Genomic DNA, 24,007 nt, shown 5'->3' with positions numbered 1-24,007 from the left:
AAATATAGTATCGGCTTTTATGAAACTAATCTCGTTTTGTGTTTTGTTTTTATTGATTACTGCTACTCCCGAACTGGAAACAGTGAGGCAGCGTTACATTAATGCAGCCCAATCCAAAGAAAGTGCTGATAGCTTCTATAATTCATTACAAAATATTGAGGAAGGACAGGATGCAACCCTCATGGCTTACAAAGCAGCCTCTGTAGTGCTGATGGCAAAATATGAAAGAGGGCTGATTACCAAAGCAAGGTTTTTTAACCGGGGTACTGATATGCTGGAAACTACCATAACGAAAACTCCTGATAACTACGAAGCCCGACTGATACGGCTTAACATTCAGGATAATGTGCCTTGGATTACAGGATACAAGTCTGAAATTGAAGAAGATAAAGCCTTTCTTATAAAAAATTACAGTAAACAGTCTAAAGATTTAAAAAGTTTTACCAAGAAGTACGTCAATCAGTCAGATGCTTTTTCTGCTAAAGAAAAAGAATACTTTAATTAAAAATATGCCCTCAACTGCACACTGCCTGTGTGTATAGCCTTGCTTGTTTCACTTTTACGTCCCTGATAACTTACATTTACATCCAAAAACTGCGTGAGGTTTTTTTGCAACAGCAATCGCCACGTAAGGTTTTCGCCTGCCTGTAAGCCTTCCAGCATTTGGAATGCGGCGGGGCTTAGCTGATTTCCTGTAAAATCATTTTTATAGAATGAGAACTCTCCGCTTGTTGTAAATTGTTTTTCCGAAGCATAGGTAAAAGATGTACCCAAACGTTGCTGGTATAAAGTTTCCGCATCGCCAATACGGTTCTCCTTGCTGCGGTATTCATAAAAAATATCCCAACTCGCATTACGCGAAAAGATATACGATATTTTAGGACCTGCCAGATAGCTGTCTATCTCATAATTACGGCTGCCGTAATTTTCAGAGTAGGTAGAGGATTCCGTCATTTGTCCCGTTAACCCAAACAACCATGTTTTTTGCAGTAAGTGAGCATATTGCAACTGGTGCGAGTTATTGTCGTTTTCCTGAGAGCCTGATGTTAGCAGCGTTTTAGTCCTGTTTTTGGTATAGGTATAAGTAACAGAGTGATCTTGTTTACCGCGATTGTAAAACAAACTGTTGCGAATGCCCGATGTGATGCCCAGCAGGTTTTTTTCTCCTGACGAAAAAGGGTTGAGGTCGAAGTTACCCCCGTCACGCTCTATTTTTCTGTCAATAAGGAAAGACGACTGATTGTAAAAGTAAGAAAGAAACTTTTTAACACCTCCTGCATTTTGCCACTGTGTAGGGTTAAGCGTAAGCGACTGCGAAAACTTGTTTTGGTGCGTGCGCACAAAAATCTGGTTGGCCAAAAACACCCGTACATACTTCGCTTGGTCAGGAAAGGGTGCTACCTCAAACTCCTGTAGTTCCTGTATGCCGTTTTCGTTATAGTCGTTCCACATATATACCCCCTGCCCGGGTTCTACCTCAAGGTAGGTAAACTCCTGTTGTGCAATAGTACCCGATGTCGTTTCGTAAGCCGTAGTAACCTGCACCAGTTGATTCCAGTAACTGTCGTTATACAGTACGCGCGAGTTAAGCGAAGGTTCATCGCGTATGGCGGGGTCTTCAAACTTTAGTTCTCTATAGTTTACAAACAGGGTCAGGTCGCTTTTTTCGGTTTGCACCAGTCTTGATTTCAGGTAATAGGAATGCGAAGTATTTACTTTTTTCAAAGCTCCGGCTACCAAGCTGTCATTGGCACGTTGCAGGTAACCCACTTCTACATATACCTTAGTGCTGTCGCCACGACCCACAAATGCCCCAACCTCATTAAACCGTTGGCTTAAAGCCGAAAATTCGCCCGTTGCTTTTATTTTCTCCTCATTGTTTTCCATCCTAAAAGAGCCACCCACCCAGTTTTTACCCACGTGATATTTTGTCAATGCCTCATTACGAATAAAAGTAGATGAGGCATAATCGCTGTCGCTTTCCAGCCAACTGCCTTGGTTTTTAACCATTAATTTGTTGAAGGTAAACATCCCGTCAACCACGTGGCGCGTACCCGAAAAAGTGTTGGAAAAATCAAGCTGCTCTGCCTGATATTTTACCTGCCCCTTTTGGGGCAATCGAAACGTTGTTCCTGCTATCAGGAAACTTTGGTTCGCACCCATAGTAACCACACCGTCTAAGTTCCAGTCGCGATTAAACTCTATGTTATACAGTCGCTCTATGGTGCGGAAATCTTTTTGTACATACTGGAAATTGCCAAAAACATCAAGCTCCCACGCTTCACTTGTATATAAGCGTTGTTTGGCATTCAGGTTTCCGGCAAAACCGTTATTATCATCATCATCAATAGGCGAATACAGGTTAAGGTCGTTATTGCTCAATCCTGTTTCAAAATCTATATAAGTTTTTTCGCTTGGGTTGTATTTCCCCAACACGGTAGCTATCTGTATCTTGGTGGGGGGCGTTAAGCGGGTTATGGGTTCATAATTACCCTGCAACACACCGCCAACGGGAGGAGCGTATTCATAAATACGCCCTATGGCATCAGTATTGCTCAATACATAATTACCCTGATTATTCCCCACAAGACTAAAGGTAACATTATACAACTCATCATCAGGATTATTGGAATATTCAAAAACTTCAAAACCGTTTATGATGGTTTTTCGATACAATATTTTATTTTCCGAATAAGTGTCCACATACGCCGATGGTGCCGTCATCAGGCTGTTATCATCACCTGCCTGTTTCAGGGTTTCCACCTGCTGCTCGGACAAGTTTTGTTGCAAAGGCTGGTTTTTTATATCATTTTCCGAATATACATAACCGCCAATGCTCCAGCCGTCATTTTCGTGGGTAATACCACCGTAGGACACAAAACGGGTATAGCTGCGCTCGGAATACTGGTATTCGATATTAATACGCATTTCCGAAGTGATAGGGAACAGGGTGGTAAAGATAATCTCTCCCGCATTGTAGTCTATAATATAGTCGTTACTCTCGCCACGCTCCAGCAGGATGCCGTTTACAAAAACCCGTTCCGAACCTGATATTACCAGTATGTAGGACTGTTGGTTAGCTCCACGCAGTTTATAAGGCCCTTGGTTGCCTTCCTGCCCCGTAAAGGTGCTGCGCGCATACTGCCCGCGCACCAATGCCGCAGCGGTGTGTATGGTAGTACGGGCTTCGGGCTTGCCGAAAGAAAAGGCGGTGGAAAGCCCCTGTACTTTTTTGTTGAAGTTCAGGAAACGCGATTCGCGATTTTCCAGGAACAAGTCGCCTGCGCGAATGTTCCAGTTGTCGCTGAACATTTCGATAAATATCTGGTCGAATTCATCGAGCTTTTGCGAATAACCGCCTTCCTGTAAGGGAATGTTGCTGTCCTGTATGGAGGCACGCAGGCTAACGCGCTGCGATATTTTACCGGTTATCTGCAAGTCGAGGTTAGAGTTTACCACCGCATTTTGGTTGTTACCCATTGTAATGCCCCGTGTGATGCTTCCTGATGTGTTTAACCCTTCAAACGGTTGAAACCTCGTGAGCGGATCGCGGGCTATGGTATAGCGGTTGCCGTCGTCGGCATCATTTGCTACCACGCGCGAATCTTCATAAATGCTGTATTTTTTGGTAAGGTAGTCGGGGTAACTCAGGTAACGCATAGTGAGGGTGTCGGGCGACCGGAAACCGTTTTTAAATACCAGTGTACTTTTACGGAAATCGATATCGTAATAACTGGTATCAATATCGTTGCCCATTTTGTCCTGCAGCTTAAAGAATACTTTGTTAATGCTCACGCTGTCTATCTGTATCGTGTCGCGTTCGGTGGTTATTTTACGGTTTTTATAGGGCGTGGTTATCTCCTGCCCGTATAGTGCGAAGGTACAGCATAGCAACACCAGTAAAAGTCCGTTTTTCAGCATCACAACTTTATAACTCCAAAATGGCAAAAGTAGTGTATTTGGGTTTAAATAGTTGCGGGCAGCGAGATAGTCATTGCGAGGAGGATGACGAAGCAATCTTTTTGATGAATAAGCAGAACTAAAAAATTAAAAGAGGATTAGTAACTATAGGGTAAGGATAAACTTTAACATCTGTTATACTGTATTTTAGCATGTAACATTTCTTTTATTTAGCGTGATTTCCGTAATTTTAAGCTAATGAATTTTAAAACTAAGGAATTATGCTTTTTGAGAGGAAAAACTTAGTAGATGAGTTGCTTCGCGAGAGGGAGCGAATGCTGAATGAACAGGCATTATTACAAGAGGTACACAAAATTTTAGCCCAAGATGAAGAAACACGCGTGGCAATAAGGGAACGGCTGGGCGATGACGGGGCGGAAACCTTCAACAACTTTGATGTAAACCTGCTGGAGAGTAGCAGAATATTCCACATCAATCAAATACAAAAAATTTGCATTGATTACCGCCTGCGGTTTTTGAGCAGCCATTTGTTTAAAAATCATATTCCTGACGAGGCGGTAAGCAATATAAAAAATCTGGAAAAGGCCCATAACATTACCCTGAATGGTTTTATGATTATGGCACCCTCCAAACAATTCCACTTAAAGAATTATGACGACCCGTTGCTGTTTGCAACTATAGGCAACGGCTATTATTACCTGATACACCAGTGGGGTAACGACCTGACTGCATGGCGAAAAACTATGGTGCGTCCGTTTCGCGATTTTGGCAGTTTGTTACTGTTTCTTGCCGTTGCCAGCTTCCTGTTTACGCTGTTTATTACAAAATTGCTTTTTACAGGCGACAACACGGGGCAGTTTATAGTGCTGGCTTTCCTGTTTACCTTTAAGGCTTTTTGCGGTATAGCGTTATATTACTGCTTTTGGAAAGGCAAAAACTTTAATACCAACATCTGGAACAGCGAGTTTTATAATAAATAAAGTTATCGCCTGCTGTCAAGCGGACAGGGTATTCCCCCCTTTGGGGGTTAGGGGGCTGCCTCTTTAGTCACAATCTGCATGGTTTCGCGGCTCACCTGTTTAACCAATACCTCTTTGTTTTGGGCTACGGCTTTTACTGATTTTTCGGTAAAGTGGCGAATGGTGTATAGCGATACATCTTCGTTATAGGTTACTTTGAACTTTTTAGAAAGTAATTTTTTCAACTCGCCAAAGTTGCCAAATTTATCATCAACACATACCGAGAAGCTGATGGCTGAATTCTGGATGAGGTGCACTTTCATTTTATATTGGTGCAGCAGGGCAAATATCTCGCTTATGTTTTCTTCCATGATGAAAGAGAAATCGAGTGATGACAGGGATATCAACAGTTGGTTTTTCTTTACGATATAGCAACTGGTATGCGGTTCTAAATCGGCACCCTTACTCACACTTGTGCCCGGCAATAACGGGTTAATAAACGATTTTACATACAACGGGATTTCTTTGCGTTGCAGCGGTTGCAGTGTTTTTGGGTGTATTACCGTTGCGCCGTAAAACGCCAGCTCTATCGCTTCGCGATAGGATATCTGGTTGAGCAATATGGCATTTTCAAAATAACGCGGGTCGGCATTAAGCACACCCGGTACATCCTTCCATATCGTTACACTTTCGGCATTCAGGCAGTAGGCAAATATGGCTGCCGAATAATCGGAACCTTCCCTGCCCAGCGTGGTGGTAAAGTTATTTTCGTCAGAGCCTAAGAAACCTTGTGTAATGTTCAGGGTTTTGCGCTGTATGTTTTTGGCTATGTTTTGCTGCGTGTGTTCCCAATCTACTATGGCATCGCGGTAAGTGGTATCGGTTTTAATAAACTCCCTTACGTCCAGCCATTGGTTGTGCAACCCTCTGTAATTAAAATAGTGGCTCACTATGGTTGTTGATACCATTTCGCCCACGCTTACCACTTGGTCGTACACAAAGTTATAATTGGGCGACTTGTTATGCTTCAGGAAATACTCTAAGTCGGCAAACAGTTTGTTAACTGCCGTAAATACCTCGTGATGCTCATCTTCAAAAAGGTCGAGCAATATTTGGATATGGTATTTTTTTACATCCTGTAAAGACGATTGCAGTTCGGGCGATTTATCAATATAGTTTTTTATAACAACCTCCAGTGCATTGGTGGTTTTACCCATTGCCGAAATAACGAGCAGTACATCTTTATACCCTACCTGTTCTAAAACATTATATACATTTTTAATCCCTTCGGCATCTTTTACTGATGCTCCTCCAAATTTAAATACTTTCATCTGTTATCCTAAATGCTTATAAGCTAAGTGTAAATTTTGTAATTCCCTCTTCGTCCATTTGTACCGTTAGCCAGTCTGTAAAAATCCTTGCGCCCGAACGTTTATAAAAATCAATGGCATGCTTGTTCCAGTCCAGCACTACCCACTCTGCACGGCGCACGCCCTGTGCTTTGGCAAAGGTAATCACTTCTTTATACAATGCGCTGCCTGCACCTGTGCCGCGTTTACTTTCTTTTACAATAAGGTCTTCCAGGTGTATGGTTTTGCCTTTCCAGGTAGAGTAGCGGTAGTAAAATAATGCCATGCCTATTATTTCGCCATCCTGCTCTGCCACGAAAGTATGGAACAGCGGGTGTGTGCCAAAACCATCCCTCACCAGTTCATCAACAGTCACTACAACGGCATCGGGTTCTTTTTCAAAAACGGCAAGTTCTTTAATAAGTTCCAGTACGGCAGGCATATCCTGTGGTGTTCCTTTGCGTAGTATCATACCCTAAATTTTGGCAAAAATACATTGTATTCCCTTATTTAATAATAAATTATTTTCTTATCACAAAAATTTGGATATTTGTGCCACAACTCAACTATAACGTTTTAGTAATGGAAGAACGCAACAAAACATTAGGCGAATTTATCATCGAAAACCAACAGGAATTTAAGTATTCTTCGGGCGAATTATCACGGCTTATCAACTCCATACGCCTTGCGGCAAAAGTGGTAAACTACAAGGTGAATAAAGCCGGGCTTGTGGATATTGTGGGCGCATTCGGCGAACAGAATGTACAGGGCGAAGACCAGCAAAAACTGGATGTATATGCCAATGAGGTTTTTATGCAAACGCTTATAAACCGCGAAATTGTGTGTGGTATTGCCTCCGAGGAAAATGATGATTTTATTACCGTACAGGGTCAGGATGGCTGCCACAACAACAAATATGTTGTGCTTATGGATCCGCTTGACGGTTCTTCTAATATAGATGTAAATGTATCGGTAGGGACTATATTTTCGGTTTTCCGCAGGATAACCCCTGTGGGTACACCGGTTACGGCAGAAGATTTTTTGCAACCGGGTATCAATCAGGTTGCGGCAGGCTATGTGATATACGGTACATCTACCATGCTTGTTTATACTACGGGGCACGGTGTTAACGGTTTTACGCTTAACCCTGCCATTGGTACATTCTACCTGTCGCACCCCAACCTGCAGTTTCCTAAAGACGGAAAAATATACTCTATAAACGAGGGTAACTATGTACACTTTCCGCAGGGGGTAAAAAACTACATAAAATATTGCCAGCTTGAGGAAAACGACCGCCCTTATACGTCACGTTACATTGGTAGTTTGGTTTCAGACATTCACCGAAATATGATAAAAGGCGGTATTTACATTTACCCAACCAGTGCAAAAGCACCCAACGGAAAATTACGTTTACTTTATGAATGTAACCCTATGGCATTTATAGCCGAGCAGGCAGGCGGTAAAGCATCAAACGGATTTAAAAGAATAATGGAAATACAGCCTACAGAGCTGCACCAGCGTGTGCCGTTTTTCTGCGGAAGCTATAATATGGTAGAAAAAGCAGAAGAATTTATGCGCGAAGCCGAAGCAAATCAATAAGTAATAAAAAAGCCCTTGAAAAAGGGCTTTTTTTTATTATCGGTTCATGTGTTGCATTTCATATACAAAAGTGTCGAGATCGACACCCATAACTTGCAGCGATAATGCCTTCTCTACAATAAGGTTTACGTTGCCCGGTGTAAAGCCCAGTGCAAGGGCAAAGCGGGTAAGTATTTCTTTTTGTCTTGGTCCGAGCACGTGGTCGGCATATACCATTCTGGAAAGGTCATATAAACGCTCCAATCTTTGTACATACAGGTAAGGAGGGTTAATAGGGTATCGCATTGGGTTTGCCAATATCTCATTATATTCCTCTTCTGATATTTCCAGTTGTTTGGCAAGTTTGTCCAAAAACAGTCTTTCTTCAGGGCTCAAGTGCCCGTTTTCCATTGCAACTCTTACAATAGCAGAGAAATGTCCTTTGTTTCTCTCCTTGAAACCACTATCGAATAAATCTGAAATTGACATATTTTTTACATGTTGTTAAGTAGCCGCAAATATAAATTATATATTTTCTGTTAAAAACAATTTTTCAAAGATTTTTATTGCATTTATCGTAAATTATAAACCTTGATATACTATAGCGGCATTTTCAGAACCTATTTTGGCTTAATTTTAGGAAATGCTTACTATTGTTTTGATAATAATTTTGAGCCAACTTTCGTTTTAAGACGTTGAATGGCTTAACTTTGTTTCTTATTTGTTTATAGTAAATGGAAGAAGAAAAACTGAATAAGTACGACAAGGCTTATTTGAGGATAGCAAGAGAGTGGAGCCAATTGTCGTACTGCGTGCGTAAAAAGGTTGGCGCAATTATTGTAAAAGACAGAATGATAATATCTGATGGTTATAACGGCACACCGTCAGGCTTTGAAAACTGCTGCGAAGATGAAGATAACCTTACCAAATGGTATGTGCTGCATGCAGAAGCCAATGCTATTTTAAAAGTTGCCCGTTCAACCCAGTCGTGCGAGGGCGCAACATTATACATAACCATGTCGCCCTGTAAAGATTGCAGCAAATTAATACACCAGTCCGGTATAAAACGTGTAGTATATCAAAACGGTTATAAAGATGATTCCGGCATTGTGTTCTTAGAACGTGCAGGCGTAGCCGTAGTATGCATACCCGATTTGGACAAATAGCTAATGAAAACCAACAAAATATATCTTCCGCTGCTTCTTGCAACCTTTATGGCTGCTGGCTTGCTGTTGGGTAGTTTTTTAAACTTTCCCCACGATAAGCGCGGAATGCTGTCAGGCGCTAAAAAAACAAAGCTGAACAAGCTTATGGATTTTATAGAGAGTGAGTATATAGAGGATGTGGATGCCGATTCGATTGTCGATCTTACGGTAAACAGCATACTGGAAAAACTCGACCCGCACTCGGTATATATATCTAAAAGTGAAATGGAAGCCGTAGCCCAAAGCATGAAGGGCGACTTTGTGGGTATAGGAGTTAGCTTTTATATGTATAAAGACTCTGTTGCGGTTATAAAGCCCATACCCGGAGGTCCGTCGGAAAAAGCAGGACTAAAATCGGGCGATCGTATCCTGTATGCAGGTAACACCAAGCTATACGGGCGTAAGCTGCCAAACGACAGCTTGTTTGCTACCCTCAAAGGAGTAGCGGGCTCTAAGCTTACATTAACCGTTTTCAGGAAAAGCGAAAACAAAAAATTTAAAGTAAACCTTACCCGCGACGTAGTGCCTATAAAAAGTGTAGATGTTGCCGTAATGGTTAATAATAAAACAGGCTATATAAAAATAAACCGTTTTGCGGAAACAACCTATGATGAGTTTCATGAAGGGTTGCTTGACCTTAAAAGGCAAGGGGCTAAACAACTTATAATAGATTTGCGCGACAATGGCGGAGGCTACCTTGAAAAAGCAGTAGATATTGCCGATGACTTACTGGAAGACGACCTTGTAATTGTAAAAATTAAAAACAAAAAAGACCGCGAAGACATAACCTATGCCGGCGATGACGGTATTTTTGAAGAAGGCAAAGTATATGTGCTTATTAACGAAAACAGCGCTTCGGCAAGCGAAATACTGGCAGGTGCTATACAGGATAACGACAGGGGCATTATAGTAGGCAGGCGTTCGTTTGGTAAAGGTTTGGTACAGCGCGAGATGCCACTGGGCGATGATAGTGCCGTGAGGCTTACGGTGGCACGCTATTATACCCCGTCAGGGCGTTCTATACAACGCAGCTATGCCAATGGCGGCGAGGCTTATTTTGACGATTTCCAGAAGCGTTATGAAAATGGCGAGCTATATGCTGCCGACAGTATTAAAATAGCCGATACATTGAAATATAAAACCCTTAAAGGCAGAACAGTATATGGCGGAGGCGGTATTATACCCGATATATTTGTGCCTATGGAAGGCGAGCACGGCGACGAGGCTGTAATTATGGTAATGAAATCGGGTATTGTGAGCCATTTTGTATTTGAGCAGTTGGATGCCGAAAGGAAAGCCTTTGAAGGGCTTACCAAACAGCAGATAGTAAATAAAATTACCAACACAAAAAAATATTATACAGCTTTTGGCAATTACCTTTCTCAAAACGGCTTGGTATTACCCTTGGTAAAATATGAGCAAAAAGTAAAATATTACCTTGCGGCAGAGTTTGTAAGACAACTTACTAATGAAAAACTATATTACCAAATGCTGTTAAAAGAGGATAGCATGGTAAAGGCAGTAATTAAATAAGTAGCCAGTCGCAGTTTACAGTGATCAAATAATAAGTAGATGCCTAAATTCTAAATTTGGATTAAGTTTTAAATTAAGAGTAGGAAAGCTAGATTTTTAGATAGTTTTTTATCATCCAATACGTGTCGCGACGTCATTTACCCAGCCTATTACTTTTTCAATGATAATTTCTTTGATACTATCATTAGAAAATCCATCATATTTATGCCATGTATCGGTTTCGGTATTGTAATAAGCAACGTAAATAAATATATTCTTTCCAGTAGTAATTGGTCTTGAAATACTAACTACATAAGGTTGAGAATGATCAGGTTTATGTTGAGGGTAAGAAATCCATTCCATAATCTAATTTTTAAAATTTAATTAAAGATAAGTAAATCTTGTATACTATTTTGTATACATACGTCAATTGTACTAAAAAAAGCCTGAAATATTTTCTTTCAGGCTTTTTTGCTATTCAGTAAACTGATTACTGGAACTGTAAACTATTTGGCACGGTTACTATCATGATATTGTGCCGATACACCATTATTCCACAATGTCATAATATCGGTAGCTACGGCTGCACCGCTACCGGCAGCTATGGCAAGCTGGCTGCGCCATCCGGCAAGTGTACCTGTTACATAAATACCTTCGGCAACAAGGTGGTCATTGTTCTTTAATTGTATGCGGTTTTTTTCAGGCAACGCCTTACCATGGGGTATAACATATTGCGTTAACCCCTCAATATCAAATGCAGGCGCAGAGCCTACCGCTACTACTATAATTTTGGCAGTATAAGTATTCTTGTTTGTGGTTACGGTAAAGTTTCCGGCTTCGCCTGCTACTTTCATTACCTTTTCTTTATCAATTTGGGTTACGTGCGGGTATGCCTGCGTTAAGTGCTCCAGGCTCTCCTCCATCAGCTCTTTTCCTAATTTTCCCTGTGGTATGCCATAGGCATTATTAAAAACAGCATCTTGCAAAGCCGATGCTTTCTGGTGGGTAAATATTCCTGTCTTTTTGCCTTCGGCATAAGGTTTGGCGTGTGCAGATCCGAGTACAAGGGCACAAGATACCCCCGAGACACCACCGCCTATAATAAGTACATCAAACATAAATAAATGTTATTGTTTTGTTTTATCTTCAATACTCTTAGCCATCTTAAAGATGATAAGTATGCATACAGCACACAGAGAAGCTATAATCCCGATAAGGGCTATCAGGCTGTTGCCTTGCAGGGGGTTGCTAAAATCGATGAGCGTAATATTGAAAATAATGAGCCCCAATGCTATGGCAATAAGGGTGTAAATAAAAATTTTCATTGTGGTTTTAAATTAAATTATAGAATATCTATAAAATATGTAAATATCTACCTGGTATTTAGTACAAAAGTACTAAAAAGAGTTATTATATGAATAATTGTTTAACATTAGCAGCAAATAATTTAACAGCTATTGCAAGGAGTATAACCCCAAATACCTTTCGTATCACACCCAGCCCGTTTACTCCCAGTGCTTTCTCTATTTTTGCTGACGACTTCAGTACAATAAAAACCACTATTACATTGATAATGATAGCAGTTATGATGTTTATTTTGGCATACTCTGCCCGTAACGATAATATCGTGGTCATGGTACCTGCCCCCGCAATAAGCGGAAATGCAATGGGTACTATAGATGCCGTGCTGGGGTTATCATCTTTATAGAGGCGTATGCCCAGTATCATCTCTAAGGCTAAGAAAAATAATACAAACGAACCGGCTACGGCAAACGAACTCGCATCAATACCAATAAGCTTTAAAATCTCCTCACCCACAAACAAAAAGGCAATCATAATAACCATAGCTACTATTGATGCTTTTTCTGATTGTATGTGTCCCAGTCGGTTACGTAAATCTACTATTATAGGTATGCTTCCCACAATATCTATAACAGCAAACAGTACCATACTTACCGTAAAAACTTCTTTCCAGTCGAATGCCATAGTCCAAGTATTATTTCTTTAAAGCTGCAAAATTACCTCATATATCAATCAATACAACCAAAAGGGCTTTAAATTTTTAAGAGAAGGGATATAGTATATTTTATATGTTCCGTTTCGCTATCTTTGCGCGATGTTTCAATTGGGTAAAACAATAGTGTCTGAAGACATACTGGAAAAAGATTTTGTATGCAACCTTTCGGCTTGCAAAGGTGCTTGTTGTGTAGATGGCGATGCGGGCGCACCGCTTAGCGAAGAAGAAACCAAGATACTGGAAGAAATATATCCAAAAGTAAAACCATTTTTGCGAAAAGAGGGTATTGCAACCATAGAAGCCAAAGGAGTTTGGGTAAAAGGCACTGACGGTGACCTTGAAACCCCGCTTATTGATAATAAAGATTGTGCCTACGTAATTTTTGATGGCAAAACCGCCCTGTGCGGTATAGAACAAGCATACAATCAGGGCCTGATAGATTGGAAAAAACCCGTTTCCTGCCATTTATATCCCGTTCGGGTAAAAGATTTCACAGAATTTGCAGCCGTTAATTATGACCGTTGGGATATATGCAACGATGCCTGCGCACTGGGTAAAGAACTCGAAGTGCCGATATATAAATTTGTGAAAGAAGCCCTTATCCGCCGCTTTGGGCTGGACTGGTATGCCGAACTCGAAAAAGTGGCTGCCGAGCTTAAAGAACAACCCGTAAAAAAGCGACGTTAACCCCTGTAAAATATACTGTTTACGCCGGGTTTTTATTTTATTTTTTTGTAAATTTATACTTTGCAACAATCTATTATTCAGATTGTTGTAACTTTCTTTTAATGTTAGGTTAATATTAAGCGGTTGTTAAAAACTATTACCGATTGTGAATAAGTTTGCCTTTCATTTTCTAATACAAATGCCAATCTTTGTATCTCCCTATTAGCACAAAAATTCATTTTCATAATACGATAAAAGTCAAAATAATATGTCTGCAACAGAGCCAATCTTACAGGAAAACAAAAACAGGTTTGTAATATTCCCCATAAAACACCACGATATTTGGGACTGGTATAAAAAAATGGAAGCCAGTTTTTGGACGGCTGAGGAAATAGACCTGCACCAGGACCTGAACGACTGGAACAACAAGCTGAGTGATGAGGAAAAATATTTTATAAAACACATCCTTGCCTTTTTTGCAGCTTCTGACGGTATTGTGAACGAAAACCTTGCAGAGAACTTTGTAAATGAGGTACAGTATGCCGAAGCAAAATTCTTTTACGGTTTCCAAATTATGATGGAAAACATCCATAGCGAAACCTACTCGCTGCTTATAGATACCTATGTAAAAGATGAGGCAGAGAAAGACGATTTGTTTAATGCCATAGAAGTGTTTCCTGCCATTATGAAAAAAGCGGACTGGGCATTAAAATGGATAGAGAGCGACTCTTTTGCCGAAAGGCTTATTGCCTTTGCTGCGGTAGAGGGTATATTCTTCTCAGGTGCATTCTGTTCTATATTTTGGTTAAAGAAACGCGGGCTTATGCCGGGACTTACTTTCTCTAACGAATTAATTTCGAGAGATGAAGGCGTACATTGCGATTTTGCAGTACACCTGCACAACCACCACTTAGTAAACAAAGTGCCGAAAGAAAGGATACGAGAGATATTGATAGATGCGCTGAATATTGAGAGAGAATTTATAACCGAGTCGCTTCCTGTAAGCCTTATCGGTATGAATGCTACCTTAATGACGCAGTATCTTGAGTTTGTAACCGACAGGCTTTTGGTAGAATTGGGTTGCGAGCGTGAGTTTAACTCAGGAAATCCATTCGATTTTATGGATATGATATCCTTACAAGGAAAAACAAACTTCTTTGAAAAAAGAGTTTCAGAATATCAAAAAGCGGGCGTTATTAATAAGGATACCGATTCGCAAAAAATCAGTTTTGACGCTGATTTTTAATACAACCAGTTTTTTGCAAATGCTGAGGCATTTGCTATTATTAACCTAAAAATATTGCCCTATGTATGTAGTAAAAAGAGACGGACGCAGAGAGCCGGTAATGTTCGATAAAATAACCGACAGAGTAAGAATACTGTGCTATGAGCTTAGCGACCTTGTAGATCCGGTAAAAGTAGCCATGCGTGTTATAGAAGGGTTGTATGATGGTGTTACCACTTATGAGCTGGATAACCTTGCGGCAGAAATTGCTGCGGCAATGACAGTTACTCACCCTGATTATGCACAACTTGCAGCCCGTATATCAGTATCCAACCTGCATAAAAATACCAAGAAATCATTTTCGGAAACCATGTCCGATATGTACCATTATGTAAACCCCAGAACAGGGCAAAAATCGCCTTTGCTTTCCGATGAGGTTTACGAAGCCATTATGGCAAATGCCGAAGTTTTAGATTCGAGCATTATATACAACAGGGACTTTAATTACGATTACTTTGGTTTTAAAACACTGGAGCGTTCCTATTTGCTGAAAATAAACGGTAAAATTGTAGAGCGCCCGCAGCATATGCTAATGCGTGTATCAGTAGGAATACACCTCAATGATATAGATGCCGTTTTGGAAACGTATGAGTTAATGTCTAAAAAATTCTTTACGCATGCCACGCCTACGCTCTTCAACTCAGGCACGCCAAAACCGCAAATGTCGTCATGCTTCCTGCTTACCATGAAAGATGACAGTATAGACGGAATATATGACACGCTGAAAAACACCGCAAAAATATCACAATCAGCCGGAGGTATCGGTTTATCTATACACAACGTCAGGGCTACAGGTTCATACATTCGGGGTACAAACGGTACATCGAACGGTATTGTACCCATGCTGCGCGTGTTTAACGATACCGCCCGTTATGTTGACCAAGGCGGAGGTAAGCGTAAAGGCAGCTTTGCTATATATATAGAGCCATGGCATGCCGATATTTTCGAGTTCCTGGAGTTAAGAAAAAATCACGGTAAAGAAGAAATGCGTGCGCGCGATTTGTTCCTTGCCATGTGGATGCCCGATATGTTTATGAAGCGTGTACAGGAAGATGGCGAGTGGACGCTGATGTGCCCTAACGAATGCCCCGGACTGTGCGATGTGCATAGCGAAGAGTTTGACGCATTGTACCTGAAATATGAAGCAGAGAAAAAAGGCAGAAAAACCATAAAGGCACGCGAGCTTTGGGAAAAAATACTGGAGTCGCAAATAGAAACAGGATTGCCGTATATGCTGTATAAAGATGCAGCCAACAGAAAATCGAACCAAAAGAACTTAGGCACCATACGCTCGTCTAACCTTTGTACGGAGATTATAGAATATACAGCACCGGATGAGGTGGCGGTATGTAACCTTGCCTCTATATCATTACCCATGTTTGTAGAAGAAGGTGAGTTTAACCACCAGTATCTGCACGATGTTACTAAGCGTATAACGCGTAACCTTAACAGGGTTATCGACAGGAATTATTATCCGATAGAGGAAGCCCGTAATTCTAACATGCGTCACCGTCCCGTAGGGCTTGGTGTGCAGGGGCTTGCCGACGCGCTTATATTAATGCGACTTCCGTTTACCGGCGATGAAGCCAAGAAAGTAAATCAGGAAATATTCGAAACCATATACTTTGCAGCCGTTACCGCCTCTATGGAACTTGCCAAAGAAGAAGGACCTTACTCAACGTTTGAAGGCTCGCCCATATCACAGGGCGAATTCCAGTACAACCTTTGGGGCTTAAAAGATGAAGATCTTAGCGGACGCTGGGACTGGGCATCACTTCGTAAAGAGGTTATGGAGCACGGTGTGAGGAACTCGCTGCTTATGGCACCAATGCCAACAGCATCTACCTCGCAAATATTAGGGAACAACGAAGCATTCGAGCCTTATACGTCTAACATCTATACAAGAAGGGTGCTTTCGGGTGAGTTTATTGTGGTAAACAAACACCTGCTTCACGACTTGGTACGACTTGGTATATGGAACGACAAACTGAAACAGGAAATAATGCGTGCCAACGGTTCGGTACAAAGCATAGAAGGTATCCCGCAGGATATAAAAGAGTTGTACAAAACCGTATGGGAAATGAGTATGAAAGACATCATCGATATGTCGCGCCAAAGAGGTTATTTTATAGACCAGTCGCAGTCGCTTAACCTGTTTATGGAAAATGCAACATTCAGCAAATTAACATCGATGCACTTTTATGCGTGGCAAAGCGGATTAAAAACCGGTATGTATTACCTGAGAACCAAAAGCGCGGTAGATGCTATTAAATTTACCCTGAACAACGATAAGAAAGCAGAGGCAGTTCCCGAAGCAGTAGTAGCTGAGGCACAGCCAATAGCAACCTCTGAGTTTAAGGCAATGCTGGAGCGCGCCAAAAACTCCGATCCTGAGGATTGTGAAATGTGCGGTTCTTAAAAATTGAAAAATACAATACTATAGCAGTATATAATAAGGGGCGGTAGTGTATCGCTCCTTATTCAGTTAAACATTATTCATTACAGCTACAATGGAATATCAAGACAATACAGTATATGTAGAAGATGATATGCTTGCTCCGGCAGGCAAACGTTTTGCCAATTATTTAATAGACTTTGCAGCACAATATCTCGTAGGGCTTTTGATAGGCTTGTTTGCCTCGTTAATTTATTTATTATTCGGAATGAATGGTTTTGTAACTTGGATATCAGAAATGAACCCTATTCAGGAACTGTTACTGAGCATAGGGATACAAATATTGTATTACGGCATTTTTGAAACCACCTCTTCCCGCACGCTTGGTAAACTTATAACAGGAACCAAAGTGGTGTGCTATGATGGTACTAAACCTGATGCCGGAACCATAGGGATAAGAACATTATGCCGGTTTATACCCTTTGAAGTATTTTCTTTTTTAGGAACTAATGCGAGAGGATGGCACGACAGCCTTAGTAAAACCTATGTGGTAGATGTAAAGAAATATGAAGCGGCAGTAGAATTAAAAAAATCATTTAACGAAATAGGCAATGAAGAAGTGCTTTAACAGACTTAAATAAACAATATGGCAAAAGAGAAAAAACCCGTTTATACGGGAGTGATAGCACAGGATGAAGAGGGTAACTACTTTTGCGGTGCTTACCTGTTAGATTATCAAAAAGTGGCTTCGGCTTTTAAACCGGGCGACGAGATAACCATAAAATCAGTTATCGAAAACCCGAGTGATAAAAGCTATGAGCAATACCCCATGAAATCGAAAGATTTTGCATTGGCAAACAAGAAAAAGTGGGTTAAGGATGATACTCAAACCTCCGAACCCGAAGAAAATTAGAATATAAAACCATCTACCAAAAATGATGCAATGGGAACAGTTACTGTCGTTAAAAAGGCAGGGCGATACAAGCAAACGTTTACGAAAAGAGCAGGACGATACCCGTTTGGGTTTTGAGGTAGATTATGACCGTATTATATTCTCGTCGGCATTTCGCAGCCTGCAAGATAAAACACAGGTAATACCCCTCTCTAAAACCGATTTTGTGCATACGCGCCTTACCCACAGCCTTGAAGTTTCGGTAGTGGGGCGTTCGCTGGGAAGGCTGGTAGGCAAAAAAATTATCGAAAAGCATCCTTACCTTCAGGATATACATGGTTTCCATATGAACGATTTTGGAGCTATAGTGGCTGCTGCTGCTTTGGCACACGATATTGGCAACCCACCCTTCGGGCATTCGGGAGAGAAAGCCATAGGAGAATATTTTAAAATAGGTAAAGGACAGCAATACAAAGAATTGCTTACCGATAAGGAATGGCAGGATTTGGTAGATTTTGAAGGTAATGCCAACGGCTTTAACCTGCTCACGGCATCGCGCCCCGGTATAGAAGGCGGTTTGCGATTATCGTATGCTACTTTGGGGGCTTTTATGAAATATCCTAAAGAATCGTTGCCTAAAAAGCCAACGGCTAATATTGCCGATAAAAAATATGGTTTTTTTCAGAGTGATAAAGAAGCCTTTACGGATGTGGCAAAAGAGCTGGGGCTTATTCCCAATAAAACAGGTGATGCTATAGGTTTTGAACGCCATCCGCTGGCTTACTTGGTAGAGGCTGCCGATGATATTTGCTATACCATTATCGATTTTGAAGATGGTATTAACCTTGGCGTTATATCCGAAGATTTTGCTCTGGAATATCTTATAAAGCTGGTTAAAGATAATGTATTGGTAGAAAAATATAAAAGCCTTACTACTAAGGAGGACAGGGTGAGCTACCTGCGCGCGTTGGCTATCAGCAGCCTGATAAACGATGCTGTAAAAGTATTTCTTGATAACGAGGAGAAAATACTTGCGGGCAAATACCCGCATGCGTTAACCGATCAAGGTAAATATACCGCCCAAATGCGCGATATTATTAATATCAGTATAAAAAACATCTACCAAAGCCGTGAGGTGGTGGAGAAAGAAGTAATAGGCTACCGTATTATCAACACGTTGCTCGATACGTTTTGTAACGCCTATAACAATAAGTTTGAGGGTAAGGAAAGTAACTACGACAAGCTGATACTGAAAATGTTGCCCGAAAAATTTGTTGCTGATAAAATGAACTTGTATGGCAGGCTGCTGCACATAAGCCATTTTGTATCGACACTAACCGACGGTAAGGCACTACTGCTCTACAATACCATAACAGGAGTAAAATAGATAGTTGGATTAGTTAGATATTCAAACTATCTAACTAATCCAACTATCTAAGTAATCGAATCTTCCAAATTTCCAATAATCTAAAAACTATAGGTTACTCCCACACCCAGCATTTGCTTTAGCTGTAGTTTAGGTCCTACTTTTACAGGCTCGCCATTTACTTCTTCGGTGGCTTTTATATCATCGTCATAAATAATATGTGCGCCAATATTGGCTTTTACATATTCGTTTACCGTCATATCCAACGACCACTGCCAGTCAATATCAATATTGCCAAAGTTATTAATGTAGTCAGTATAAAAACTAATACGATGGTCTAAGTTGATGTTTTTAAATACTTTACGCTTTATACTGTTAGTTACCAATATACCCAGCTCAGTACGCGATTTTTTACCCTCTGTAATCAGGTTCCCTTCCTCATCATATACAGCAGGATCTACCCCAAAAGCACCTTGGTTGGCAAGTGTTTGGTTTAATACCAGTGTTGTTTTATTGGTAAGGGGCGAAAAATAAGCATTTAGCCCTATGTCTTTACGGATGTACTCGCTACCCACCCCAAGAAAAATATAAGCAGGAGCAAAAGGCGCTGAAATTTCATCGGTGGTGTTAGGGTAGGCATAACCGTTGGCAAACTGCGTGTTAAAGTTAAACTTGGCACTATAATACCAATTCGATATAGTATCTTTTCGATAACCGAAAGTAGAAGTAAACTGTACTTGGTCGTCCGTTTTTCTTACCTCCTGTCCTTCCTGGCTGTTAAACCCGTATCGCAACAGCAATTCGTTATCCCAGTTAAGATTACCTTTGTGATAATTACGGGCAAATTCAGCCTTACTTAATATAGTAACCGAATTATTACCCCCCACACTCCAGTTTACAAATGCAATTTCCGATATATCAAGCCCTACTACGTTCTTCCTTTCCCAATACGTAATAGAGTCGGGCAGGGTAGTAACAATAACTTGCGACTGTATATTTTGTATAAATGCAAATAGCAGTAACACTGCAAAGCAGGCTTTAAATTTCATTCAATGTGTGATTTGTAATAGATGCGGTGCAAAAATCGTTAATTTCAGTAAGTTGAAAAAATTTCTTTTAAGCTTTTAACGTCAATGCCACAGTATTGTTGTAGTTGCGATGTAGTGCCGTGCTGTATAAAAACATCAGGAATCCCCAAAATCCTCACACTTCCTTTATATTCAGTACTTAATGCAAAGGCTGCAACAGCACTCCCGAATCCTCCGGTAATACAACCGTTCTCAACAGTAATAACAGTTTCGTGGGTATTGAATATATCTTGCAACGCTTTTTCATCCAAAGGTTTTATAAACCCAAAATGATAGTGCGAAAATTGTCCTGAATCATCTGTTTCGGCAAGTGCTTTGCTCACATTATTGCCTATCGTTCCGGTAGTAAGTACTGCCGCCCGTGAACCTTTTTTCAGTTGAACAGCTTTACCTGTTTCAATTTTTTCAAAAGGCAGTTGCCAGTTAGTACTCTCGCTCCTGCCACGCGGGTAACGAATGGCTATCGGGTGGGGTAGCCCCAGTTGTGCGGTATAGAGTATATTGCGTAGTTCCCGCTCGTTTAGCGGAGCAAAAACAATCATATTAGGAATGCAGTTCAGGTAGGCAATATCAAAAACCCCGTGGTGTGTTGCGCCGTCTTCGCCTACCAGTCCGGCACGGTCAAGGCAAAAAATAACAGGCAGGTTTTGCAAAGCTACATCATGTATAACCTGGTCATAAGCGCGTTGCAAAAACGTAGAATAGATATTACAAAATACCGTCATGCCCTGTGTAGCCATACCCGCAGCAAGGGTAACGGCGTGTTGTTCGGCAATGCCTACATCAAAAGCCCTTTCGGGGAAAGCCTCCATCATAAACTTCATCGAGCTGCCAGATGGCATGGCGGGGGTTATGCCTATGATTTTCTCGTTTTGCTGTGCCAACTCAACCAAAGTAAGCCCGAAAACATCCTGATATTTAGGAGGCAGGTTTTCGTCCGATTTCGGTAATATCTCGCCCGTTGCTTTGTCAAATTTACCCGGTGCATGGTATTTTACCTGGTCTTCTTCCGCCTGTTTCAGTCCTTTGCCCTTTGTGGTAATAATATGCAGGAATTTAGGGCCTTTTATGGCTTTAAGTCGTTCCAGTTCTTTTATAAGTGCATTAATGTCATGCCCGTCAACAGGACCGGTATAGTCAAAATTAAGCGACTTAATCATGTTGTTTTGTCTTGGGTTGCGCCCTTCTTTCACTTCGGTAAGATAGTTCTTAAGCGCACCCACACTCGGGTCTATACCTATGGCATTGTCATTGAGTATAACCAATAAATTTGCATCCGTAACGCCGGCATGGTTCAATCCTTCAAATGCCATACCCGATGCAATACTGGCATCGCCAATCACCGCAATGTGGTTTCTTTCGGTATCACCTTGCAACTTAGAGGCTATTGCCATGCCCAAAGCTGCCGAAATTGAGGTGGAAGAATGCCCTGTGCCAAAAGTGTCAAACACACTTTCGCTGCGCTTCGGGAAACCGCTTATACCGCCCCATTGCCGATTGGTATCAAATTTATCTTTACGACCTGTAAGTATCTTGTGCCCGTATGCCTGATGTCCCACATCCCAAACCAGTAAATCACTTGGAGTGTTAAAAATATAGTGTAAGGCAATGGTAAGTTCTACTACGCCCAGGCTCGCACCCAAATGCCCTTCTTTAACCGAAACAATATCAATAATAAAATCGCGCAGTTCAACAGCCAGTTGCGGTAACTGTTCGGGGCTTAGTTTGCGTAAGTCTTCGGGGGAGTTTATCTGTGCTAAAAGTGTACTTGTCATTGGGTTGTTTTCAAAAAACAAATTTACAATATTAATTAAGGATTATTGTTGTATATTCCGATGGTCTAAAATGTATTCATACTTACTTTAAGTTGATATGAAAAAAATAATAGTATTACTACTCCTTCTTTTTGTAGTTTTTTCCTGTGGTTTTTCCGAAGAGAAAAAAGAAAAGCATCAACAAAATATCATATCGCAAGAGGGTAATGAATATATGCCTTTAATTTCAGATACATTAAAAGTTAGAGAAGAAAAATTGCCTCTGCCGATTGATACAGCTTCTTTAGGAAATTTTTGGAGCAATTTTAAGAAAAACCTGAAAGATAATAATAAAAATGAGGTGATTGAAGTTTTCAATTTTCCTATAAGAGCGATACACCCGGTTATATTTAAGTATGCTCATGATTGCGATACCCTTGCCTACATTCAAAATGAAGAAAAATACATAGACTTTGATATAACTCAGGATAATATCTTGCAATATTATGATTTTGTATTTACCAAAGAGCTGAAACAGGTTGTAGCTCAAACCTCTTTAGATGATTTGCTTACTAAGGGATATGGCAATACAGTAGCTCCGAGTGTAAGTTATACATTCTTCCCAAAAGAATATGATATAAAAGTTAACTGCCCTAATGACCATAACTTACAGTTTTATATTTCATATAAAGAGGATAATTGGAGCATTAGTGTAGGCGGGCTGTAAAATACAATATTTACATTTGAGTTATTTATTGCAGAGGTGTTATAATAGTATCACCCTGAATGTGGCTGTCTTCTTTTTTAGGTGAAAAGTCAAGGGCAACTTTACCCATTGTATTTTGAGGTAACTGTTTTATTTTTTGAGTTTTAATACTATCAGGTTCAAAAACTACTTCACCTGTTAAGGGAGCAGGAGTGCAGGGTTCTACAGCTACTGCTCCTGTAAGGTGTATTTGTGGGCGTGGAGTTAAAACAACTTTTCCCTCAACTCCGACGTCAGATACGCTATCAATATCCTCAACAGTTGATGTCGTTTCTTCTTCCTCAATAACCACATTTTCAATTTTTTGTTTGTTTCCAGCTTCATCAGCACAACTCAACAAGGTAGTACCCATAGTGAAAAGTAATGCCAGCAGGAATATTTTATGGAACTGTGTTTGCGAATATAAAACCTGTGCCGGAATAGTTATGGTAATGCGCTGTAACTGCGAGGTGCGGAAGTGCCCGCAAACACTTTTCCCTTTTTGGACAATGAGGTAACTTTTTATTTCAACATCCGTCATTTCAGAAAAATCAATCACAGTTTTACTGCAATTAGCACAAAACCTGCCTTTATCGTCAGGCGTCATGGTGTTCCAATCCTCATGGCAAGGCTTGGGAACCGAAATTTTATAAGTATTCATAATGTAGCGGATTGGGTTACATTAGTATAACGTTTAATTTATTGATATTCGTATTTTTGTCTCGATGGAAAACATTTTTACCGACGAATATTTTATGAAGAAAGCCTTACAGGAGGCACAAACCGCTTTTGAAAAAGATGAAATTCCTGTAGGCGCTGTTATAGTAATCAATGATAAGGTTATAGCCCGCACGCACAACCTTACAGAACTTTTACATGACGTGACCGCCCATGCCGAAATGCAGGCAATCACTTCGGCAGCAAACTTTTTGGGCGGTAAATACCTCATGGGCTGTACGCTGTATGTAACCCTCGAGCCTTGCCAGATGTGCGCAGGGGCGTTATACTGGAGTCAGATTTCTAAAATTGTTTTTGGCGCTTCGGACGAACATCGCGGGTACAGGGCTATGGGCACAAAACTGCACCCAAAAACCCAAGTAGTACACGGCATACTGGCAGAAGAATGCGGTATGCTGGTAAAAGAGTTTTTCAGCAAAAAGAGGGGGTAATTAAAAATGTATGCTGATTATCTGCATTAAAAAATTAATCATAAATTTAGTACAATATTTTCATGCTGCTTTTGTTATCTTGTTAAGCGTAAAACAATAGTTGCCA

At 40.7% G+C, this 24,007-nt stretch carries 24 protein-coding genes; 13 read left to right on the top strand and 11 right to left on the bottom strand.

Annotated elements, in window-relative coordinates:
• Window positions 1-19: 19 nt before the first annotated feature.
• A complete protein-coding gene (locus E0W68_RS12775) occupies window positions 20-505 on the top strand; it encodes a hypothetical protein (protein ID WP_135219829.1) in 486 nt (161 codons plus the stop codon).
• Here E0W68_RS12775 and E0W68_RS12770 read toward each other — a convergent pair.
• Window positions 502-3,921, bottom strand: a complete 3,420-nt coding sequence (locus tag E0W68_RS12770; RefSeq protein WP_135219828.1) for a hypothetical protein — start codon at window positions 3,919-3,921, stop codon at window positions 502-504. The two genes, E0W68_RS12775 and E0W68_RS12770, sit on opposite strands and share 4 nt — an antisense overlap.
• A 260-nt stretch (window positions 3,922-4,181) precedes the next feature.
• On the opposite strand from E0W68_RS12770, the gene E0W68_RS12765 reads away from it, so the two are divergent.
• Window positions 4,182-4,901: a hypothetical protein gene (locus E0W68_RS12765; protein WP_135219827.1), complete on the top strand. Its 720-nt coding sequence runs from the start codon at window positions 4,182-4,184 to the stop codon at window positions 4,899-4,901.
• A gap of 47 nt (window positions 4,902-4,948) precedes the next feature.
• On the opposite strand, the gene E0W68_RS12760 is transcribed toward E0W68_RS12765, so the two are convergent.
• On the bottom strand, window positions 4,949-6,211 hold the full coding sequence (locus E0W68_RS12760) for an aspartate kinase (RefSeq protein ID WP_135219826.1): 1,263 nt from the start codon (window positions 6,209-6,211) through the stop codon (window positions 4,949-4,951).
• A gap of 16 nt (window positions 6,212-6,227) precedes the next feature.
• Window positions 6,228-6,701 (bottom strand): GNAT family N-acetyltransferase, encoded by a 474-nt coding sequence (locus tag E0W68_RS12755; protein ID WP_135219825.1) that lies wholly within the window; start codon window positions 6,699-6,701, stop codon window positions 6,228-6,230.
• A 110-nt stretch (window positions 6,702-6,811) separates the two neighbouring features.
• Here E0W68_RS12755 and fbp point away from each other — a divergent pair, with 110 nt between their 5' ends.
• Window positions 6,812-7,828, top strand: a complete 1,017-nt coding sequence (fbp, locus tag E0W68_RS12750) for a class 1 fructose-bisphosphatase (protein ID WP_135219854.1) — start codon at window positions 6,812-6,814, stop codon at window positions 7,826-7,828.
• A gap of 36 nt (window positions 7,829-7,864) precedes the next feature.
• Here the strand turns inward: fbp and E0W68_RS12745 are convergent, their stop codons facing one another.
• Window positions 7,865-8,296: a tellurite resistance TerB family protein gene (locus E0W68_RS12745; protein WP_135219824.1), complete on the bottom strand. Its 432-nt coding sequence runs from the start codon at window positions 8,294-8,296 to the stop codon at window positions 7,865-7,867.
• Between the two features lie 245 nt (window positions 8,297-8,541).
• Between E0W68_RS12745 and E0W68_RS12740 the strand changes: the two genes are divergently transcribed.
• Window positions 8,542-8,973 carry a deoxycytidylate deaminase gene (locus E0W68_RS12740; protein ID WP_135219823.1) on the top strand — a complete coding sequence of 144 codons (432 nt, stop codon included), beginning with the start codon at window positions 8,542-8,544 and terminating at the stop codon, window positions 8,971-8,973.
• Window positions 8,974-8,976: 3 nt separating this feature from the next.
• The gene (locus E0W68_RS12735) at window positions 8,977-10,545 is read left to right on the top strand and encodes a S41 family peptidase (protein ID WP_135219822.1); all 1,569 of its coding nucleotides are present in this window, start codon (window positions 8,977-8,979) and stop codon (window positions 10,543-10,545) included.
• 111 nt (window positions 10,546-10,656) lie between these two features.
• Here the strand turns inward: E0W68_RS12735 and E0W68_RS12730 are convergent, their stop codons facing one another.
• The 4 genes from E0W68_RS12730 to E0W68_RS12715 form a co-directional block, all read right to left on the bottom strand.
• A complete protein-coding gene (locus E0W68_RS12730; protein ID WP_135219821.1) occupies window positions 10,657-10,887 on the bottom strand; it encodes a hypothetical protein in 231 nt (76 codons plus the stop codon).
• 143 nt (window positions 10,888-11,030) lie between these two features.
• Entirely contained in the window at window positions 11,031-11,642 is a 612-nt protein-coding gene (locus E0W68_RS12725) for an FAD-dependent oxidoreductase (protein ID WP_135219820.1), read from the bottom strand.
• A 9-nt stretch (window positions 11,643-11,651) separates the two neighbouring features.
• On the bottom strand, window positions 11,652-11,849 hold the full coding sequence (locus tag E0W68_RS12720) for a hypothetical protein (RefSeq protein ID WP_135219819.1): 198 nt from the start codon (window positions 11,847-11,849) through the stop codon (window positions 11,652-11,654).
• Between the two features lie 85 nt (window positions 11,850-11,934).
• A complete protein-coding gene (locus E0W68_RS12715) occupies window positions 11,935-12,510 on the bottom strand; it encodes a MarC family protein (protein WP_135219818.1) in 576 nt (191 codons plus the stop codon).
• A 130-nt stretch (window positions 12,511-12,640) separates the two neighbouring features.
• Between E0W68_RS12715 and E0W68_RS12710 the strand changes: the two genes are divergently transcribed.
• The 6 genes from E0W68_RS12710 to E0W68_RS12685 all read left to right on the top strand — a co-directional run bounded on the left by E0W68_RS12710 (window position 12,641) and on the right by E0W68_RS12685 (window position 19,166).
• The gene (locus tag E0W68_RS12710) at window positions 12,641-13,228 is read left to right on the top strand and encodes a DUF3109 family protein (RefSeq protein WP_135219817.1); all 588 of its coding nucleotides are present in this window, start codon (window positions 12,641-12,643) and stop codon (window positions 13,226-13,228) included.
• Window positions 13,229-13,475: 247 nt separating this feature from the next.
• The gene (locus E0W68_RS12705) at window positions 13,476-14,453 is read left to right on the top strand and encodes a ribonucleotide-diphosphate reductase subunit beta (protein ID WP_135219816.1); all 978 of its coding nucleotides are present in this window, start codon (window positions 13,476-13,478) and stop codon (window positions 14,451-14,453) included.
• A gap of 61 nt (window positions 14,454-14,514) precedes the next feature.
• Complete coding sequence (locus E0W68_RS12700; RefSeq protein WP_135219815.1) at window positions 14,515-16,911, top strand: ribonucleoside-diphosphate reductase subunit alpha; 2,397 nt, start codon at window positions 14,515-14,517, stop codon at window positions 16,909-16,911.
• Window positions 16,912-17,002: 91 nt separating this feature from the next.
• Window positions 17,003-17,515 carry an RDD family protein gene (locus E0W68_RS12695; RefSeq protein ID WP_135219814.1) on the top strand — a complete coding sequence of 171 codons (513 nt, stop codon included), beginning with the start codon at window positions 17,003-17,005 and terminating at the stop codon, window positions 17,513-17,515.
• A gap of 18 nt (window positions 17,516-17,533) precedes the next feature.
• Window positions 17,534-17,800, top strand: a complete 267-nt coding sequence (locus E0W68_RS12690) for a hypothetical protein (RefSeq protein ID WP_135219813.1) — start codon at window positions 17,534-17,536, stop codon at window positions 17,798-17,800.
• Window positions 17,801-17,825: 25 nt separating this feature from the next.
• Window positions 17,826-19,166 (top strand): deoxyguanosinetriphosphate triphosphohydrolase, encoded by a 1,341-nt coding sequence (locus E0W68_RS12685; protein ID WP_135219853.1) that lies wholly within the window; start codon window positions 17,826-17,828, stop codon window positions 19,164-19,166.
• 80 nt (window positions 19,167-19,246) lie between these two features.
• Here the strand turns inward: E0W68_RS12685 and E0W68_RS12680 are convergent, their stop codons facing one another.
• Window positions 19,247-20,194, bottom strand: coding sequence for a DUF3078 domain-containing protein (locus E0W68_RS12680; RefSeq protein WP_135219812.1), 948 nt, complete (start codon window positions 20,192-20,194; stop codon window positions 19,247-19,249).
• A 44-nt stretch (window positions 20,195-20,238) separates the two neighbouring features.
• Complete coding sequence (locus E0W68_RS12675) at window positions 20,239-22,008, bottom strand: 1-deoxy-D-xylulose-5-phosphate synthase (RefSeq protein WP_135219811.1); 1,770 nt, start codon at window positions 22,006-22,008, stop codon at window positions 20,239-20,241.
• A 97-nt stretch (window positions 22,009-22,105) separates the two neighbouring features.
• Between E0W68_RS12675 and E0W68_RS12670 the strand changes: the two genes are divergently transcribed.
• Window positions 22,106-22,714, top strand: a complete 609-nt coding sequence (locus tag E0W68_RS12670) for a hypothetical protein (RefSeq protein ID WP_135219810.1) — start codon at window positions 22,106-22,108, stop codon at window positions 22,712-22,714.
• A 25-nt stretch (window positions 22,715-22,739) separates the two neighbouring features.
• Here E0W68_RS12670 and E0W68_RS12665 read toward each other — a convergent pair whose 3' ends face one another.
• Window positions 22,740-23,393 carry a hypothetical protein gene (locus E0W68_RS12665; protein WP_135219809.1) on the bottom strand — a complete coding sequence of 218 codons (654 nt, stop codon included), beginning with the start codon at window positions 23,391-23,393 and terminating at the stop codon, window positions 22,740-22,742.
• Window positions 23,394-23,457: 64 nt separating this feature from the next.
• Between E0W68_RS12665 and E0W68_RS12660 the strand changes: the two genes are divergently transcribed.
• A complete protein-coding gene (locus E0W68_RS12660) occupies window positions 23,458-23,901 on the top strand; it encodes a nucleoside deaminase (protein WP_135219808.1) in 444 nt (147 codons plus the stop codon).
• Window positions 23,902-24,007 lie beyond the last annotated feature (106 nt).

Source organism: Flavobacterium salilacus subsp. salilacus (assembly GCF_004634195.1).
In the GTDB taxonomy this organism is placed as follows: Bacteria; Bacteroidota; Bacteroidia; order Flavobacteriales; family Flavobacteriaceae; genus Flavobacterium; species Flavobacterium salilacus.
Note: the sequence above shows the minus strand (reverse complement) of the source record. Positions and strands in the feature narration are given on the sequence as shown.

Bases quoted from the DNA above. Each gene is read 5' to 3' on its own strand.
- E0W68_RS12695 (WP_135219814.1), top strand. From the start codon at position 17,003: ATGGAATATCAAGACAATACAGTATATGTAGAAGATGATATGCTTGCT.
- E0W68_RS12700 (WP_135219815.1), top strand. From the start codon at position 14,515: ATGTATGTAGTAAAAAGAGACGGACGCAGAGAGCCGGTAATGTTCGAT.
- E0W68_RS12660 (WP_135219808.1), top strand. From the start codon at position 23,458: ATGGAAAACATTTTTACCGACGAATATTTTATGAAGAAAGCCTTACAG.
- E0W68_RS12690 (WP_135219813.1), top strand. From the start codon at position 17,534: ATGGCAAAAGAGAAAAAACCCGTTTATACGGGAGTGATAGCACAGGAT.
- E0W68_RS12760 (WP_135219826.1), bottom strand. From the start codon at position 6,211: ATGAAAGTATTTAAATTTGGAGGAGCATCAGTAAAAGATGCCGAAGGG.
- E0W68_RS12740 (WP_135219823.1), top strand. From the start codon at position 8,542: ATGGAAGAAGAAAAACTGAATAAGTACGACAAGGCTTATTTGAGGATA.
- E0W68_RS12715 (WP_135219818.1), bottom strand. From the start codon at position 12,510: ATGGCATTCGACTGGAAAGAAGTTTTTACGGTAAGTATGGTACTGTTT.
- E0W68_RS12705 (WP_135219816.1), top strand. From the start codon at position 13,476: ATGTCTGCAACAGAGCCAATCTTACAGGAAAACAAAAACAGGTTTGTA.
- E0W68_RS12755 (WP_135219825.1), bottom strand. From the start codon at position 6,701: ATGATACTACGCAAAGGAACACCACAGGATATGCCTGCCGTACTGGAA.
- E0W68_RS12675 (WP_135219811.1), bottom strand. From the start codon at position 22,008: ATGACAAGTACACTTTTAGCACAGATAAACTCCCCCGAAGACTTACGC.
- E0W68_RS12685 (WP_135219853.1), top strand. From the start codon at position 17,826: ATGCAATGGGAACAGTTACTGTCGTTAAAAAGGCAGGGCGATACAAGC.
- E0W68_RS12730 (WP_135219821.1), bottom strand. From the start codon at position 10,887: ATGGAATGGATTTCTTACCCTCAACATAAACCTGATCATTCTCAACCT.
- E0W68_RS12775 (WP_135219829.1), top strand. From the start codon at position 20: ATGAAACTAATCTCGTTTTGTGTTTTGTTTTTATTGATTACTGCTACT.
- E0W68_RS12680 (WP_135219812.1), bottom strand. From the start codon at position 20,194: ATGAAATTTAAAGCCTGCTTTGCAGTGTTACTGCTATTTGCATTTATA.
- E0W68_RS12725 (WP_135219820.1), bottom strand. From the start codon at position 11,642: ATGTTTGATGTACTTATTATAGGCGGTGGTGTCTCGGGGGTATCTTGT.
- E0W68_RS12665 (WP_135219809.1), bottom strand. From the start codon at position 23,393: ATGAATACTTATAAAATTTCGGTTCCCAAGCCTTGCCATGAGGATTGG.
- E0W68_RS12745 (WP_135219824.1), bottom strand. From the start codon at position 8,296: ATGTCAATTTCAGATTTATTCGATAGTGGTTTCAAGGAGAGAAACAAA.
- fbp (WP_135219854.1), top strand. From the start codon at position 6,812: ATGGAAGAACGCAACAAAACATTAGGCGAATTTATCATCGAAAACCAA.
- E0W68_RS12670 (WP_135219810.1), top strand. From the start codon at position 22,106: ATGAAAAAAATAATAGTATTACTACTCCTTCTTTTTGTAGTTTTTTCC.
- E0W68_RS12770 (WP_135219828.1), bottom strand. From the start codon at position 3,921: ATGCTGAAAAACGGACTTTTACTGGTGTTGCTATGCTGTACCTTCGCA.
- E0W68_RS12735 (WP_135219822.1), top strand. From the start codon at position 8,977: ATGAAAACCAACAAAATATATCTTCCGCTGCTTCTTGCAACCTTTATG.
- E0W68_RS12710 (WP_135219817.1), top strand. From the start codon at position 12,641: ATGTTTCAATTGGGTAAAACAATAGTGTCTGAAGACATACTGGAAAAA.
- E0W68_RS12765 (WP_135219827.1), top strand. From the start codon at position 4,182: ATGCTTTTTGAGAGGAAAAACTTAGTAGATGAGTTGCTTCGCGAGAGG.
- E0W68_RS12720 (WP_135219819.1), bottom strand. From the start codon at position 11,849: ATGAAAATTTTTATTTACACCCTTATTGCCATAGCATTGGGGCTCATT.